The organism is Fictibacillus sp. 18YEL24 (assembly GCF_015903855.1).
Lineage (GTDB): Bacteria > Bacillota > Bacilli > Bacillales > Fictibacillaceae > Fictibacillus > Fictibacillus phosphorivorans_C.
Window position 1 is genome coordinate 435,426 of sequence record NZ_JACZDT010000003.1, and the last position, 17,452, is coordinate 452,877.

Below are 17,452 nucleotides of genomic sequence, written 5' to 3' on the forward strand. Positions count from 1 at the left end.
AAGAATAGTTGAAAAGGAGCCCAACATTGGACTCCTTCTTTTAATTAATGTTTTTTATGACAGCCGCAGCTTTTCTTCTTTTTCTTCTTACACTTCTTACATTTTAGATAGATATAGCTTGAAGAAGACTCACATTTATCTTTTTTCCAAGAACCCATTTAAATCACCCCATTATTTTCACAACACCTTTGTTTGGTGCTGGTAATATATTTTATGCAGGATGAGGACAAGTTGATTAGACATCAAGACATGTGAAAGCGTACATTTTTTAATAATCTAGCAATATGTAATGTTTTGTAAAACATGCTATCATAAAGCAAAACAATAGGAGTTGATTGAAAATTGAAACAAGAAATAATGGATCGTTTTATTACATACGTAAAAGTAGATACACAATCTGATGGAAGTAGTGACTCGACTCCATCAACAGAGGGTCAGTGGACCCTGGCTAACATGCTTGTTGAAGAGTTAAAAGCAATTGGTATGGAGGAAGTAACTGTCGACGATAACGGCTATGTTATGGCAACATTACCATCCAATTCTGATAAAGACATCCCGGTCATAGGTTTTCTTGCACACGTGGATACAGCTACTGATTTTACAGGAACGAACGTTAATCCGCAGATCGTCGAAAACTATGACGGAGAAACGATTATCTTAAACAAAGACTTACATATCGAATTGTCTCCAAATGACTTTCCTAGTTTACAAGACTATAAGGGACACACATTGATCACAACGGACGGCACAACATTGCTCGGTGCAGATAATAAAGCAGGCATCGCTGAAATCATGACAGCGATGAAGTACTTGATCGAACACCCAGAGATTAAGCACGGCAAAATAAGAGTAGCTTTCACTCCGGATGAAGAGATCGGGCGCGGTCCTCATAAATTTGATGTGACTGCATTTGGAGCAAAGTATGCCTATACGATGGATGGCGGACCTTTAGGAGAATTAGAGTATGAGAGCTTTAACGCGGCTGATGCTAGAATTCGTATCTTAGGAAAGAACATTCATCCTGGTTCTGCAAAAAACAAGATGGTGAATGCGGCAAAAATTGCGATGGAATTGAACGGGAAGCTTCCTGTTGAAGAGGCGCCTGAGCACACAGAAGGCTATGAAGGATTCTATCACTTAATCGGTCTGAAAGGTGATGTAGAACAAACAGACATGTATTACATCATTCGCGACCATGACAAGGAACTTTTTCAAAAGAGAAAAGATAGAATGCTAGAGATCGTGGATGAAATGCGTGAAAAATATGGCCAAGATAAGGTTCAGTTAGAAATGAACGACACATATTATAATATGAAAGAAAAGATTGAACCGGTTAAAGAGATTGTTGATCTCGCTTCTGAAGCGATGAAAAAGCTCGATATCGAACCGAACATCAAACCAATTAGAGGGGGCACAGACGGATCTCAACTATCATTTATGGGCCTTCCGACTCCGAACATCTTTACGGGCGGAGAAAACTACCACGGTCGTCACGAATATATCTCTGTTGATAATATGATCAAAGCGACTCAAGTCATTGTTGAACTCGTGCAGTTGTTTGAGCAGAAAGATTAACTACTAAGCTAACCAATACCTTTTGGTTAGCTTTATTCTGTCACTAGGGGGAGTAAAGATGTTAGCGCAAGGTGTTGTGGTTCATGAAGGCAAGGTTTTGTTAGTACATCAAAAAGTGAAACGTGGGGATATTGTATGGAATTTTCCAGGCGGTGGAGTAGAGGAAGGGGAAAACTTTGAACAAGCATGCCTAAGAGAAGTGCTGGAGGAAACAGGCTATACCGTAAAAATAATAAGATCCCTGTTTCAGAGTAAAGAGAAACAAACATTCCTTTGTGAACTGATCTCAGGGACCCTCTCTATTGAAGATGATGAAGACATACTTGACGTACGATGGATTGATCTAAAAGATGATCGTTATTTTGATGATGTTTCAAGACCTGTAGTTGAAATGGTGTTAAAGAATATGGAGGTAGTGTAAATGAGCTATCCCATTCGTGTTAGAGCAGGTGCTTTGATTATTGAAAACGATGCTATCCTGTTAATAGAGTTTGATGATGAGAATGGCCTTCATTACAATTTACCGGCAGGTGGGGTTGAACCAAATGAATCTGTTAAAGAAGCAGCAAAACGGGAAGCGAGAGAAGAGGCAGCAATAGAAGTAAATGTTGGTCCACTCGCGTTCACGTATGAATATGCACCACATCTGACTGATAATAGATACGGAACAACACATTCACTAGGACTCATGTTTGAGTGCACTCGTATAGGAGACTCCGAACCGAAATTACCGGACAAGGCAGATCTGAATCAGACTGGCGTAAAATGGATTCCCCTTAAGGATTTAGAACAAATCACTCTGTACCCCAAAGTACAAAGACATATAAAAGCGTTTATAGATCAGAAACGGTACAACGCTTTTATTGAAGAACATACTCTGGAGAATTACGAAAAGGTATAATTACCACATTTATAAAATTCTGAAAAAAGCTGTTATTACTATCAAAAAATCTTTATACTATATACATATATAAATAAACTAATCAGTCGTTTTTAAAACGATTTAAGGAGGATCCACATGGAATCTTATTTTTTTGAACGTAATCGAAGCAGATTAAAAGAAGTGCTTCCAGAGGAATCTTTAACTATTCTTTTTGCAGGAAAAGCTCCGCAAAAATCAGCTGATGAACAATACCCATTCACACCAAACCGAAACTTTTACTATCTATCTGGGATTTCAGAACAGAACGTGATCCTCGTACTAAAAAAGAGCGGTGAAAAATTTGAAGAAACACTTTTTATCGAAAAAGCTGATCCGGTCATGGAAAAGTGGGTCGGGAAAACCGTTTCTAAAGAGGAAGCAGAGCATCAATCAGGGATAAAAGATATCAAATATGTGGATAGCTTTGAGTTGTTTGTTGCCAGTCAATTCTTTACAAATCAAGCTCAGCATGTTTGTTTAGATCTAGAACGCCGTGGGTGGACAGGTGCCCCATCTGAAACATCACAATTCGCAAAGCATATTCGAGAACATTATCCGCATGTGACGATTCACAACGTATATCATGAAGTTACTGAACTGCGTGTGTTCAAAACGACAGAAGAGATTCAAAAGATTAAAGAAGCGATCTCCATTACGAAAGAAGGCATCTATAATGTGCTGAAACACGCGAAAGCTGGAATGAAGGAGAATCAACTTGAAGCACATTTTGATTTTACTTTAAAATCCAACGGAGTTCGTGATTTCGCGTTTAAGACGATTACGGCAAGCGGAAAAAATGCTACGATTCTTCATTATGAGCATAATAGGGCACAAACGAATCCCGGTGAGCTCGTTCTTCTCGATCTAGGAGCACAAAAGGATTATTATAACGCGGATATCAGTTATACGTTCCCAGTAGATGGGAAGTTTACAGAACGTCAAAAGGTTCTCTACAATATCGTACTTAAAGCGCTAAAAGAAACAACGGCTATCATTAAGCCAGGTCTCGCCTTTGCCGAACTTAATAATCATACGAAAAAAGTCTTAGCAGAAGAGTGCAGACGTATCGGTTTGATTCAAAATGATGATGAGATCTCTAACTATTATTATCATGGTGTGAGCCATTTTCTTGGACTTGATACACATGATGTTGGTTCGTACAAAGATCGCATCTTAGAGCCTGGAATGGTCATAACGATAGAGCCTGGACTTTATATCGAGGATGAAGCGATCGGTATTCGAATTGAGGATGACATCTTAGTAACAGAAGATGGATTCGAGAACTTATCCAAAGATATTTTCCGTGAAGTAGAGGAAATTGAGGAGTTTATGGCTACACAAGGTGTTCATGAGGTAAAAGCTTAATAGGTTTTGAAAAAAGAGGTCCTTTGTCAAAGGCCTCTTTTTTTCTCTTTTCTAAAGGCTGTTTTCGTATTCATTGTTGCTTTTGACAGTTTTTGATTTCCGTTGTAGATGCTCGCTTTCCGCGGGGCAGGCGGTGAGCCACATTCGTACGTTTCACTTTTAAGTGTCTCACCTGGCTAGTTGCAGTGGCTAGCCCCTCGAGGTCAAAAGGTGAACGGTCAATAAGGCAAAATGCGCCTTCCTAGCCCATTCACCTTTTGCTTGTCGGGGCTGGACGAGCCACTTCCACTTTTCTGACTGCCCGCCTGTCCTAGCCAAGAGTCTCGCACCTTCCACTACAATCAAAGTCAAAGAAGAAAATAATAAAGACTTAAAAGCAACAATTTTTAAGAAAATAGCCTTTTTTTTCTCGTTTTTCTTGAGATTCATAGCTTTCAATACATACATAAAAAATATACAAAATTTCTTCAATATTTGTACGTGAGTTGGACGAAAAAAGGGAAACAATAAATTACCAATAAAAAGAATGAACCAAACGAAGAGAAGTAACGTTAGCTTAGTGGAGGGTGAGTATACGATGAAAAAAATGAGAATGTTGGTTTGGGTAGTGCTGTTATTATTCGTGTCAGCATGTTCCCCATCAACGGATGCAGCAAAAGAATCTAATATCATATTAAAAAAAGATTGGCGAGAAATTGAAGAGACCACTAAGAACAAGACAGTCAGAATGTACATGTGGGGTGGAGACACAGGGATCAATCGTTATATGGATGATTGGGTCGCTCCGCGGTTAAAGAAAGAATACAACATTACATTGAAACGAGTACCGATGGATGCTCCTGAATTCTTAAAAAAGCTATCGAATGAAAAAAGAGCAGGGAAAGATGATGGAAATATCGATATCATCTGGATCAATGGTGAGAATTTCAAGAATGCAAAAGACAATGGACTGTTGTTTGGTCCTTTTGTTGCTAAAATGCCAAACTACAAAACATATGTGGATGCTAAATCATTAGATATACAATATGACTTTGGAACAAAAACAGAGGGCTTAGAAGCGCCTTGGGGAAAAGTGCAGTTCGTTTATCAATATGATGAAAAAAAGGTGCCAAATCCACCTCAATCATTTGAAGAATTAGCTCAATGGGTAAAAGAAAATCCAGGGAGATTTACTTACCCTGACCCAACGGATTTCACAGGAAATGCATTTGTTCGTCAACTATTTTATGAATCTAGTGGAAACGTAAAAAACATTTTGGACAGTGGGTATGATGAGGATTTTGCCCAGAAAAATAGTGTGAAGATGTGGGATTATTTGAACGAGATCAAACCTTATTTATGGAGAGAGGGGAAGACATATCCGAATAATTTAACAGAACTTGATCGTTTGTACAGCAAAGGTGAAGTATATATAACGATGGGTTATAACGAGGCACGAGCTGAGAAATTAATGAAACAAAGTGTGTTCCCCGCATCAACAAGATCGTTCGTTATGAAATCAGGTTCTTTAGGAAATGCTCACTTTTTAGGGATTCCTTTTAATAGTCCCAACAAAGAAGGTGCGATGACAGCTATTAATTTTATGCTATCTCCCGAAGCTCAGCTAACAAAGTTAGACTCGGAATTTTGGGGTGAAAATATGTCACTTGATCCGGCACGACTTTCTGCAGCAGATCAAAAGAAACTTAAAACCATCAAACGTGGAAAATCGGTTTTGCCTGCTGAAACACTAAAAAAATATTTGCAGCCAGAAGTAGATTCAGAGTATGTTGCATGGCTGAAGGAGAATTGGGTTAATGAAGTGGTTCAGAACAAGTAATCCATATGTACTTATGGCTCCGGCTGTTCTAATAACCATTCTTCTCCTCGGCTATGGAATAGTAATGGCGTTTCTAGAGAGTATCAAGTATTACAATCAACCAACCTTAAATGTATATCGAGAGCTGTTTAGTGATGAAATCTTTATCACATCTATCCTATACAGTCTCCGAATTGCTTTTATATCAACGGTTCTTTCCATTCTAATAGGGCTGATTATCGTTAGATCACTATATCCGATGCTAAAAAGTAAGTTTCCGAAGCTAATCGCTTGGATGCCTATGGTCTTTCCTCATTTTGTCTGGGGATATATGCTGTTTCTACTATTTTCCCAAACCGGTTATATTTCTTCGTTATTAAATGGAATGGGACTACTTGACCGGCCGGATGAGTTTCCTATTCTGTTCAAAGATTCTTTTGGAATAGGTATCATCATCACTTACGTGTGGAAAGAGGTGCCTTTTGTCATTCTGATGCTTCTTCCAGTATATGAACAGCTATCGAACGCTCAAAAAGAGCTTGTGTATACCCTTGGAGGAAGAAGGTGGGACGTATTCTGGCATGTTGAGAGACCGTACGTTTTTCCTGTCATGTTAGAAACGTTTTTTATCATCTTTGCTTTTGTTGTTTCCGCTTATGAAGTTCCTGCACTCCTAGGAGCAACATACCCTAAGATGATTCCTGTCATCAGCTATGACTGGTTCTTTGGATCAGATTGGACAAAACAGCCGTACGCTTTTGCTGCAATGTTTCTTTTGACCCTATTTATTGTTCTTGTTGTGTTTTTAACATACGTGTTCACAAGGAAAGGAAGGATCCACTTAGCTCAAAGCTCTGGGTCATTTCACGATTTACAGACAGAAAATAGTAAGTATTCAAGAGTCGGATTTTTTACTATGTTAGGGCTCACGTTGCTGCCTATATTAATACTAGTGTTGACCAGTTTTGTCCAAAGGTGGGAATATGGAGAGCTCTTTCCAAGCTCATTAACGACCCGAGGCTGGCACGAAATGTTATGGCATAGCTCAAAATTTACAGAGGCGATCTATACTTCGTTAGGCATTAGCTTGCTAGTATTATTGCTGAATCTATTGATTGGACTTCCGGCTGCGAAAGGGTTGGCGTTTCATATCTTCCAAGGTAAAAGTGTGGTAGAGACGTTATTATTGTCTCCTATCTTAATACCTTCTATTGTAATTGCGCTTGGTGTACATCTAACTTTTATTAAACTTGGAATTGCTAATCATTGGACAGGAGTAGTCATTGTCCATCTATTACCAACTCTTCCTTACACGATAAAAGTGTTGCGCGCAGGATTTGAGCGAGTCGGAAAAAGACAGGAGGAAATTGCGGTTTCTCTTGGTGGAGGTTCATGGGCGGTATTCCGAAATGTTTATTTGCCGCAGCTGATTCCGAGTATCAGGAGTGTTGTTTTTCTTGTTACTGTGATTTCACTCGGACAGTATTTTTTAACAGCACTTATCGGCGGTGGAGAAGTTAACACGATGGCAATCATATTCTTTCCTTATTTTCAAACAACAAATGACGCAGTGATCGCAAGTTTTTCGATTTTGTTTGCATTGATACCTATAGCGGTGTGGCTTTTAATAGAAGGTGCTTTAAGACTAATTATTCCAAAACAACCGAGGTGAAGAATGGAATCTCATTTTATCGAATTAAGTGATATCAGGAAAGTTTACAAGGATAAAGAAGTACTGAACTTGAATCAACTGAGTGTAAGAAAGGGAGAGATTATTTCCGTAGTCGGTCCTTCGGGTACTGGGAAATCTACTTTACTCCGACTGATTGCCGGATTAGAGAAGACAGACAGTGGAGAGATTGTGATCGATGGTGAACATTTAACAAACGTACCTCCACAACAAAGGCCGGTAGTATATATGTTTCAAGAATCACTTCTGTTTCCGCATATGAACGTTTTAGAAAATGTAGCTTTCGGGTTAAAGATGGCAAAAGTCAGTAAAAATAAGAGATATGATAAAAGTAAAGAAATGATGAAAAGAGTGGGTTTAGAAGGTTTAGAATCCCATTTTCCTCATGAGATTTCTGGCGGTCAGAAACAACGTGCAGCTTTGGCAAGGTCTCTGATCGTACATCCTAAAGTTCTATTATTGGACGAACCTTTCTCAAGTCTAGATACGGAACTTCGAAAAGAGACGAGGAGATGGATCAAACATCTATTAAAATCGGAAAACATAACCGTTTTGTTCGTAACGCATGATTTGGAGGAAGCGATGGCTCTTGGGGATCGTGTAGCCGTGTTAAATGAGGGTAAGCTCCAACAACTAGATAGTCCACATGTTTTATATGAATCTCCCGTTAATTCGTTTGTAGCTTCGTTTCTTCAAGGGGGAATTTGGACAGAAGAGCGCTTCATCCCCGTAAGCCGTCTTAAGATGGGAAGAAATGAAGATCAGAGTGGAAGAAAAGCTGAAGTGATCGAAACGTATTATCAAGACGGGAAGTTTCATAGTGTCTTATCTATTGAACATTCAGAGGCTGTTATTACATTAACATCTCCAGAAAAGGTGAATATAGGTGAGCAAGTAAAGGTCTACGAAGGATAAGTGGTTTTAAGATTGGAGAAATAAGAGATGAAGAAGACGGTTTTCTCTATTATATTTTTTGTTTTTTTGGTTGTTTCACTCATTGTTTTGAATCAAACGGTTCTAGACGTTACTCCACAATCAGTTCGTAGATGGATCTTAACAATGGGAGCTGTGGCACCTTTCGTATACGTTTTATTGTATTCCATCAGACCTTTTGTTTTGTTTCCTGCTTCTGTTCTTTCTTTGACAGGGGGGTTAGCATTCGGACCGGTTTGGGGGTTTGTTCTTACTCTTATAGGAGCTACGACTGGAGCTCTCCTTGCTTTTATTACAGCAAGAAAGATAGGAGCTCGTCGAATTGAATCTAAATGGGGAAGGAAACTGAGCAAATTACAGAACGTGCTAGAAAAGAATGGATTTTTAGTTATCATCCTTCTTCGGCTTATTCCGATTTTTCATTTTGACTTGATTAGTTATGCAGCGGGGATGTCTAAAGTCAAAGGCATCCAATTCTTTTTCGGGACATTAATAGGCATTGTTCCAGGAACATTTGCTTATACATTCCTAGGAGCGAGCACGGCAGCTGATACTTCAACCTTCCTTTATATCGCAATTATTCTATTCATTATCATTACAGTTCTTCCCGTACTATATAAAAAACAGATCAAACGATACTTATCGGTGGAAGATCAGAAGTGAGGAGAAGTAAATGCTAGATACTCATGCAAGAAAGTATGTGCAGCCGACTATTCTGAGTACGGCAAAACTATTATTGAAAGTGGGACTCAGTGCGAATCAAGTTACTTGGATCGCTTTTATCATTGGGGCTTCATCTGGTGTGTGGATCTATCTTGATCGGCCGATCCTTGCTGTATGTGTTCTATGGTTTTCAGGATTTCTCGATGCAGTTGATGGTACGATGGCACGACTTACAAAACCTTCTCCATGGGGAACTGTATTAGATATTACCTTTGATCGGATTGTTGAGATTAGTGTGATCATTGGGTTAGCGATAGCTTTTCCTGATTCGCAGCTTCCACTTTTGCTCTTATCCGTGTCAATTATTGTATCGATGACAATCTTTCTAACAGTAGGAGCAGTGAGTGAGAAGCAAGGTATGAAGTCATTCTACTATCAAGCAGGGTTAGCTGAACGGACAGAAGGGTTTATCTTGTTCAGTCTTATGATCATATTCTCTGAATATTTGACCCTCATAACATTACTATTTTTTGTGATTGAACTTTATACAGCTTTGCAAAGATTGCTTGAAGCTAAGAAAATCTTGCAACACAAGGAGAGAGAGATGTGAAGAAGTATGATGTTGTTATTATCGGTGGAGGTGCTGGTGGGCTTACGGTAGCTTCTGGAGCTAGCTCTCTTGGAGCGAAAGTAGCTCTAATTGAAAAAGAACGGCATCTAGGTGGTGATTGTCTTCACGTTGGCTGCGTACCTTCAAAAGCTTTTATACAAGCTTCCAAGGATATTTATACTGCCAGAAGCAAAGGGAGGGAACTTGGTCTAGATGTTTCTGGATCTGTTGATTTAGGAAAGGTAAATGAACGTGTACAGCAATCCATAATTGCGATTCAAAAGCATGATAGTGATGAACGGTTTACGTCACTAGGTGTCGATCTCTATAAGGGAGCGGGAACATTCACTTCGGCAAACACTGTGAGAGTTGATAATCAAGAGATATACGGGAAAAGGATTGTTATTGCTACTGGCTCACGACCTCTTATACCGCCGATAGAAGGTTTAAATGATGCAGGATTTTGGACGAACGAAAACTTATTTAAGCAAAAAGAATTGCCAGAGAACCTTCTTGTAGTTGGTGGTGGCGCCATAGGGCTAGAACTATCGCAAGCTCTATCACGTTTAGGTTCCAAAGTGACAATTGTTGAAAAGGGAAAGAAACTCCTATCAACAGAGGATGAAAGCATCCAAAAAGCTGCGGTTTACATATTGGAGAAGGAGTTAACGATTCATTTAAATTCAGAAGTAAAAAAAGTACAGATAACATCAAACGGAAGAAAAAGGGTCACGATTCACAAAGGTAATGAGCATTATACAGAGGAATATGATCAGATTCTTTTGGCTGTCGGCAGAAAACCGAATAGTGAACGTTTGAATCTGAATGCTGCGGGGGTATTTCAGGATGAAAGAGGATTCATCCCAACAAATGAAAAGTTGCAGACGAATGTACCTCATATCTTTGCAATCGGAGACATTAACGGCAAATTCACTTTTACACATGTAGCTGGGGAAGAAGGGAAAGTTGTCGTTCAGAATGCAATACTTGGTGTACCTAAGAAAATGAGCTACGATCACATCCCCTGGAACATTTATATCCAACCTGAGATCTTTCATGTAGGCATGACGGAACAACAAGCGAGAAAGTTTGGAATTAAGTTTTCGGTTTATGAAGTTCCTTTAACAGATGTTGATCGGTTTATCTCAGATCAAGAAGCGGACGGGTTAATAAAAATTATTACCGACCAGAATGGTAAGATCATAGGTGCGCATGCAATAGGGAATGGTAGTGGTGATTGGATGCAGGCAGTTGTTTTTGCAATGAAAAAAGGGAGAAAGATAGGAGACCTTTCACAGATGATCTATCCATATCCCAATCATGCAGCCGCCATCCAACGAACCGCTGATCTATACTGGAGGAGCAAGTTGTTTAGCGGAACAATACCAAAACTAACAAAAAAGTACATTAGTTGGTTTAGATAGAATAAAACGAGCAGAAAATGTTCTGCTCGTTTTATTCTTGAGAACATAACCTAGCGGATTGAACTAAAGATGTTTGTTCATAAATTTACGATCGATTCTATTCTTTAAGCTCCAAGCCCATTTTCCATAAATAACGAGGTCGCCATAAGTAAATAAACCGTGTTTTTCACCGGTCGAAAGAATAGAAACGAACTTTTTTTGTGGTTTGAAAGGTACTAGTGGTCTTCCTGTGATCAAACGCTTGATATTTTTCCATAAGAAAGGTCCTTGTCTAACTGCATAGACACCATTCTTCGGAAGATTAGGATAACCCTCCAAAGACACACAATCACCAGCTCCAAACACATAAGGATATTCAGCGTTCTGTAGTGTGTCATCAACGAGTAAATATCCATTTGCATCAGTAGAAAGCAATGCTTGTTGAAATAGAGAGCTTGCTTTTGGTCCGGTTACGGGCATGATAGCTGAATATTTTATCTCTGTATCCTTATCAGTAATGATGATGCTGTTCTTCAATTTCTCTATCTGTTCATTTTCGTAGTATACGAGATTATGATAATTAGCAATTTCTCGAATTTTCTCTGTCGCTTTGTTTCCATAAGAATGAAGAAGTGGCGATGAACTGATCAAGGTTACCGGATTCTTCAAACTTTGCTTTTTACGCCAAGCGGATGTCGAAAATGCCAGCTCTACTCCAGCAGAACCTCCTCCGATGATAACTGGGCTTTCGCTTGAACGAAATTCTTTGATCTGCTCTGTAAAGCGGTAGTTTGGTTTAATGTTTAATCCAACATTTTGGGTTAAGTCTAATGCAACTCCAGAACCAATATCGAAAGAAACCACATCAAAAGAATAGATTCCGCCTGAAAAACCCAACAACACTTTCTGCATGGGGTCAAAAGAGATGATGGTGTCCTCTATAAACGAGACAGAAGCTCGAGTGCATAACGATTCTAAATCGATCCGAATTTCATCTTCATCATATAGGCCTTCTGTAAATCCCGAAAACATTCCTGAATAATATTGAAATTTTGACGATGTAATAAGTGTAACTTGTAAATCACTAATTTCTTCATGTAAAAGACTGCGTAGTATGGAAAGATGAGCATGTCCACCACCGATTAATAAAAGCTTTGTCAAAATGAACACTCCAGTTATATTGATGAGTAACTTTCTTAATCATATAAGTACGATGTGGATAGTGCGAATGATTTGTATGTTTAAAGATAAAAAAAGATAAATGTAACAAATAAGTTGGAAATTATGTTAGTTTTTGGATGTATTATATGGTACTTTACTAGATGGTGATAAAAATGATAATTGTTAAACAGCTTTTTGCTAATCTTGCAATCTTAGTCGCACTATTATTTCTGTATACCCAAATTAAGAAAGATCCACCACTTAGAATGAGTTCTTCGATAAAGAAGAAGCTCACGACAGGAGTGGCGGGGGGATTGTTCAGTAATATCCTCATGCAGTACAGCATTCCAATCGGTACAACGTTGATCGATCTCCGACATATTCCGATTATTCTACTAGCCTATTTCGGTGGAGCAGTGCCGGCATTAGTAGGAATGGTCTTAGTCATCGCAGGGCGATTTTTAATAGGGATTAATATTTCTTCTTATACGTCTAGTCTCTTAATGTTAGCGGTTACCTTGTTTTCAATCGTTATAGCAAGAACAAACTTAAGCCATCAGATAAAAAAATGGTCCATGCTCACTTTTGCTAATCTACTAACAACTCTTTTATTTTTCTATCTGATTGAGGACCAACAGTTGCTGCTATACTTAATTCCTGGATATTGGTTCGTGTCCTTTCTCTCCGGTTATGTAGCGTTTCAGGTACTACAAATTTTATTTAAGAGTCAGATGATGTTTGATAAGTATAAGGCTGAGTCAACGATTGATCCATTGACAGGGCTGAATAATGTTAGGAAATTTGATGAAGTATTTAACCGTTGTATGGCAGATCTTGAAAAGAAGAAAAAGCTATCCCTACTTTATATCGATATTGATTTCTTTAAGAAAATCAATGATACATATGGACACTCAGAAGGTGATGTTGTTTTAAAAGATTTAGGGTTAATCCTTAGATCATGTGCACGGCCAACAGACATTGTGAGTAGGAACGGCGGAGAAGAATTTACAGTATTGCTCGTAGACAGTACATTGGATCAATCAAAAAAAATCGCGGAGAGAATTAGATCAACAGTCGAACAGCATGCCTTCCTCTTAAACAGTGGAACAGAAGTGAACATCACGGTTTCTGTTGGGTTATCTAACTTCCCAGAAACAACAACGAATGGAAGTATGATGATTAAAGACGCAGACAAAGCATTATATGAAGCGAAGAGAACAGGGAGAAATAGAGTTTGTATTGCCAAACAATAGAAGATATACATAAAGGAACGAGGATTAAGTCGTTCCTTTTTTTTCTAGAATGAAACAGAGTTGTTATTGTTATTGATTCCAGGTGGACCGATGGCGACGACGCTAATATTTCTGCAATCAATAATAAAAGTCCGTGTAATACCTAAATCGTCTACATAAGAAAAGTAAGCGCAACAGGAATTCGGATCAAACTTCAACAGTTGAAATATAGTGGAGCCTTCTTGCAACTCTCCTGTAAGTTGAATAGGGTCACGTGTTCCTTTATTTAAAAGAAATATAGATGGATTCACACTGGTATCACAATTCGTGGAAAGTTTCTCTTCTAATTCCTTTAATACACAACATGCACATCCACTGCATTTTGAATGGTTTGAACAGCCACAGTTTTTTAGCATAAGTGCTCCTCCTTTCTATTGAAGCGGTACAATTCCACTAATCTCGTGACAGTCAACTGCGACTTGCAATGTAACAGTGTTTTGTTCAATTCTTATTTCAAAGAATGCGCAGCAACTTTCTGGATCAAACCTAAGAAATCGAAAAGGTATTGGTGTTTCGCCGACAGGTTGATTTTGACCTTTAGGAAGAATGTAGAAAAACTGATTATTTGCCGTACATCCATCTGTACATTCTTCATTTAATCTTCGGAAAATTTCACATATGCAGCCATCGCATTGATTCGAATCATTCTCTTCTTTTTCATGCTGAGATGGATGATGTTGTGAGAATAAACTATTTTTAGAATGCTTCATCATCAGATCCTCCCCTAAGTTATTCTCGAGTATAGTGTATGCATAGGCAGCAGCGGAGTGACAAAGCTAACTGAATAGTAAGGATTGAAAGATCTCTGGAGATGAATTTATAGAATGATTGATCGATTTGTTCATTTTTTTCGTATTCTCTATATGTTGATTTACACAAGATTTGAGAGCTGAATAATCCTTACAAAAGAAGGGGAGGAAAGTTGCATGAACATTAAACTTTTATTCCAGAAAAACATAAGTTTTGGTAAAAAGTTAAACCGCCTACACCATGTAAACGCTGTCCTTTTTCTAGTTTTGAGTGTAACGGGCTTCGCCTTATTTTCATCTTCATTCCGCTCGACACTTCCAACATTAAGAGTATGGATAAAAGATATCCATATATGGATAGGCCTCCTTTTTTGTCTGCCTCTCCTCCTTTACATACCTAAAATGAAAAAACACCATTATACGTTAAGTAAAAAGAGAGAACACCGTCTGAACCTTTTTATTGTACTTAGTATCGTAACTGTACTGATCATTACCGGACTGCAGCTCACGTTTCATCGTTACTTTCCACCGATTGTGAGTTCTGTATCTTTGTTCTTTCATGATGCTGCAACATGGTTTGGGGTTCCTTATGCCACTTATCACAGCGTAACGCGAAGCAAGTGGTTTAAACGATTGACTGCAAGAAAGACCGTCCCTCAGCCTAAGGAAGAACCGATGATGATTAGTGAAGAGAATCCAGTCTATAGAAGACGGACATTTTTAAAACTTCTTAGTGGAAGTATTATTGCCGTGGCGTTTCTGCCCTCATTCTTAAAATGGATTAAACCTTTCTTGCCTGAGGATTTAGGAAGCAGTGAACAAGCTTTACCTGATGGGAACAACTTAAATCCATTGCCAAGTCCAAGTCCAAAATCTGCTCCTCCTATTGGCGGTGGGCGAAGAGGGGAATTCCGCTATTACACTGTAACGGAGATTCCTGAGATCAATAATGATAATTTTAGCTTTGCAATCGATGGCCATGTAGACAGAAAACAAAAGTGGAATTGGAATCAGTTTGTGAATGTTCACCGGGACGTGCAAGTCAGCGATTTTCATTGTGTGACAGGGTGGAGTGTATATGATGTTACATGGGAAGGGATTCCGCTCAAGAAATTGTTACAAGAAGCAGGTGTTAAGGATAAAGCAAAATATGTGAAGTTTTACTCGGCTGATGGCGTGTACACAGACACGCTAACGATTGAGCAAGCGATGATGGATGACATCATGGTTGCTGTATTAATAGATGGTAAACTCATTTCGCAAAATAACGGCGGTCCAGTCCGCTTGATCGTCCCCAAAATGTATGCATACAAATCCGTAAAATGGCTGAATCGAATCGAGTTAATCGAAAAGGAGCACGTTGGTTATTGGGAGAAAAGAGGCTATGACAAGAATGCATGGTTAAAATCAATCTAAAATGCTGGCTGCTAGCAAGATTTAGCCACTTTTTAAGAGGTGTATTATAAATGTGGACAAATACGTTTACATTGTACATATCGCGCGAACATTCTGGCTCTGAAATTTTAACATCCTTGATTAATTTCACGGTAACTTCTCATATATACACGGATAGAGTTAATAATTTCACGGATAACCTTCTTAATTTCACGTATAAAATATTTTATCCGATTTTCGACAAATCCCTCTTCTTTTCAATGAAAATGAGTATTAAAATGAATGATAACAAATGGTGATGAAGGGGCTAATGGGAATGGAGATTGTTGAAATACGGAATGTTGACGAATGTACAGACGAATTGTCTGATCTATTAATAAAAGTAGTAGATGAAGGAGCATCCATCGGTTTTTTGCCTCCGCTAAAAAAACAAGAAGCTGATGATTTTTGGAAAAGCTGTATGAGCCCTGATATCATGTTTTGGGTGGCAAAAATAGATGGTGCGATCGCAGCGACCATTCAGCTTCACTTGTGTAAAAAACCAAACGGTACTCATCGAGCTGAGGTAGCTAAGCTCATGACACACCCAGCGTTCAGACAAAAAGGAATCGGAAGAAAGCTGATATTTCACGCTGAACAAAAAGCAAAAGAAATTGGGCTGTCTTTGCTTGTCTTAGATACAAGAGAAGGTGATCCGTCAAATCTACTTTATCAATCATGTGGTTTTCAAGAGGCGGGAAGAATACCCTTTTTCGCTAAGAATGATAAAGGTGGATTAGATACGACCGTATTGTACTATAAAACGATTTGACTCATAACTTTTAGCCGTCACTTGAGAAGATATTGCTTTTCGAGTACGGCTTTTTTTGTTCTTAATGTTGAATAACGTGTGATGATAAATAGCAAGTTCAATCTTGATTCCTTCCAAATAAGAGGTAAGTTAACGAATTCGCCATAAAATTGTTACGAAAGTATGAAAACCCTTATTTTTCCTATTAATTAATTACCATTCCTTTACAATTAAATTGAAGAATATGGTGAAGGAAGGGAGATGTATTTATGGATCGCCAACTATTAATCTCAATTGTCATAGTCATCATTTTATTTGAGAGTTTGTTTATTTACTTATTTCTTATGTATAAGAAAGGAAACATAGATCAGAACCCTCTATTATTGCTCATTAAAAAGGAGTGGAACATCTTATACCATGCTTTCTTTAAATGGAGTACAAAAAACCGTATGATGATTCAGAATGATAGCTACTTCTTTCATAAAAACTCCAGCTATTTTTATCTATTTCTAGCATTAATACACGAACAGATCATTGAGATGATTGTGTTTCATATATACCTTAAAAAAGAAGAACCTAACATAGCTCTTATTATGCTAGTTTTACATATTTACAGTGTTATCTACATGCTAGGTGATTATAACTTAATGAGAAATACCCCTTTTCGTATTACCAAAGATAAAGTAAGAATGAAAATTGGTGCTAGACGATCTCTGTATTTCGATTTAAGCGAGATTGACTATATACAGCCTGCTTCAATCAAATACAGCAAAAGTGGAAGCATCATAAATGAAAAGAGAGTATTCCATGCTACGGCTTTCCCAAGAATACTTACGATTATTTTTGGGATTAGCGACGAGCTGAAATATGAGATCGTTTTTAAGGATCCAGTACATGCAAGAGGTTACTTTGGACAAAAACAAGAGATTAATAAAGTGCATCTTTATTTTGACCATGCGGGAGATTTTGTAGAGTCACTTCAAAATAGAATGGTGAAAATAGAAGGCGCAGTTAAGAGTAGTATATAAAATCGTTACGCTATTAACTTTTGGAAAACTTCTAAACTTCTAGAAAAACAATATAGTACGTCTCTCTTATGTATAATG

At 38.2% G+C, this 17,452-nt stretch carries 16 protein-coding genes; 14 read left to right on the forward strand and 2 right to left on the reverse strand.

Annotated features, from left to right (window positions below; all coding sequences use genetic code 11):
- The first annotated feature begins 342 nt into the window (after nt 1–342).
- The 10 genes from pepT (at nt 343) to HU823_RS22300 (ending at nt 10,980) form a co-directional block, all read left to right on the forward strand.
- Complete coding sequence (gene pepT, locus HU823_RS12555; RefSeq protein WP_197222271.1) at nt 343–1,575, forward strand: peptidase T; 1,233 nt, start codon at nt 343–345, stop codon at nt 1,573–1,575.
- 58 nt (nt 1,576–1,633) lie between these two features.
- Nucleotides 1,634–1,996, forward strand: coding sequence for an NUDIX hydrolase (locus tag HU823_RS12560; protein WP_197222272.1), 363 nt, complete (start codon nt 1,634–1,636; stop codon nt 1,994–1,996).
- Nucleotides 1,997–2,476, forward strand: coding sequence for an NUDIX domain-containing protein (locus HU823_RS12565; protein ID WP_197222273.1), 480 nt, complete (start codon nt 1,997–1,999; stop codon nt 2,474–2,476). It abuts the gene before it with no gap.
- 117 nt (nt 2,477–2,593) lie between these two features.
- Entirely contained in the window at nt 2,594–3,862 is a 1,269-nt protein-coding gene (locus tag HU823_RS12570) for an aminopeptidase P family protein (RefSeq protein ID WP_197222274.1), read from the forward strand.
- A gap of 577 nt (nt 3,863–4,439) precedes the next feature.
- Entirely contained in the window at nt 4,440–5,681 is a 1,242-nt protein-coding gene (locus HU823_RS12575; RefSeq protein ID WP_197222275.1) for an ABC transporter substrate-binding protein, read from the forward strand.
- Nucleotides 5,659–7,332, forward strand: a complete 1,674-nt coding sequence (locus tag HU823_RS12580; protein WP_197222276.1) for an ABC transporter permease — start codon at nt 5,659–5,661, stop codon at nt 7,330–7,332. The genes HU823_RS12575 and HU823_RS12580 overlap by 23 nt, the downstream gene beginning before the upstream one ends.
- Before the next feature lie 3 nt (nt 7,333–7,335).
- On the forward strand, nt 7,336–8,265 hold the full coding sequence (locus HU823_RS12585; protein WP_066392230.1) for an ABC transporter ATP-binding protein: 930 nt from the start codon (nt 7,336–7,338) through the stop codon (nt 8,263–8,265).
- 27 nt (nt 8,266–8,292) lie between these two features.
- Nucleotides 8,293–8,946: a TVP38/TMEM64 family protein gene (locus HU823_RS12590; RefSeq protein WP_197222277.1), complete on the forward strand. Its 654-nt coding sequence runs from the start codon at nt 8,293–8,295 to the stop codon at nt 8,944–8,946.
- 10 nt (nt 8,947–8,956) lie between these two features.
- A complete protein-coding gene (locus HU823_RS12595) occupies nt 8,957–9,556 on the forward strand; it encodes a CDP-alcohol phosphatidyltransferase family protein (RefSeq protein WP_197222278.1) in 600 nt (199 codons plus the stop codon).
- Nucleotides 9,553–10,980, forward strand: coding sequence for a dihydrolipoyl dehydrogenase family protein (locus HU823_RS22300; protein ID WP_197222279.1), 1,428 nt, complete (start codon nt 9,553–9,555; stop codon nt 10,978–10,980). Before HU823_RS12595 ends, HU823_RS22300 begins: the two co-directional genes overlap by 4 nt.
- 63 nt (nt 10,981–11,043) lie before the next feature.
- Here HU823_RS22300 and HU823_RS12605 read toward each other — a convergent pair whose 3' ends face one another.
- On the reverse strand, nt 11,044–12,120 hold the full coding sequence (locus HU823_RS12605) for an FAD-dependent oxidoreductase (RefSeq protein WP_197222280.1): 1,077 nt from the start codon (nt 12,118–12,120) through the stop codon (nt 11,044–11,046).
- 173 nt (nt 12,121–12,293) lie between these two features.
- Here HU823_RS12605 and HU823_RS12610 point away from each other — a divergent pair, with 173 nt between their 5' ends.
- On the forward strand, nt 12,294–13,373 hold the full coding sequence (locus HU823_RS12610) for a diguanylate cyclase (protein WP_231607427.1): 1,080 nt from the start codon (nt 12,294–12,296) through the stop codon (nt 13,371–13,373).
- Nucleotides 13,374–13,783: 410 nt separating this feature from the next.
- On the opposite strand, the gene HU823_RS12615 is transcribed toward HU823_RS12610, so the two are convergent.
- A complete protein-coding gene (locus HU823_RS12615; protein WP_197222281.1) occupies nt 13,784–14,125 on the reverse strand; it encodes a hypothetical protein in 342 nt (113 codons plus the stop codon).
- Nucleotides 14,126–14,338: 213 nt separating this feature from the next.
- On the opposite strand from HU823_RS12615, the gene HU823_RS12620 reads away from it, so the two are divergent.
- The 3 genes from HU823_RS12620 (at nt 14,339) to HU823_RS12630 (ending at nt 17,374) form a co-directional block, all read left to right on the forward strand.
- On the forward strand, nt 14,339–15,577 hold the full coding sequence (locus tag HU823_RS12620; protein WP_197222282.1) for a molybdopterin-dependent oxidoreductase: 1,239 nt from the start codon (nt 14,339–14,341) through the stop codon (nt 15,575–15,577).
- A 295-nt stretch (nt 15,578–15,872) separates the two neighbouring features.
- Nucleotides 15,873–16,367: a GNAT family N-acetyltransferase gene (locus HU823_RS12625; protein WP_197222283.1), complete on the forward strand. Its 495-nt coding sequence runs from the start codon at nt 15,873–15,875 to the stop codon at nt 16,365–16,367.
- Nucleotides 16,368–16,615: 248 nt separating this feature from the next.
- Entirely contained in the window at nt 16,616–17,374 is a 759-nt protein-coding gene (locus HU823_RS12630) for a hypothetical protein (protein WP_197222284.1), read from the forward strand.
- Nucleotides 17,375–17,452: the final 78 nt, after the last annotated feature.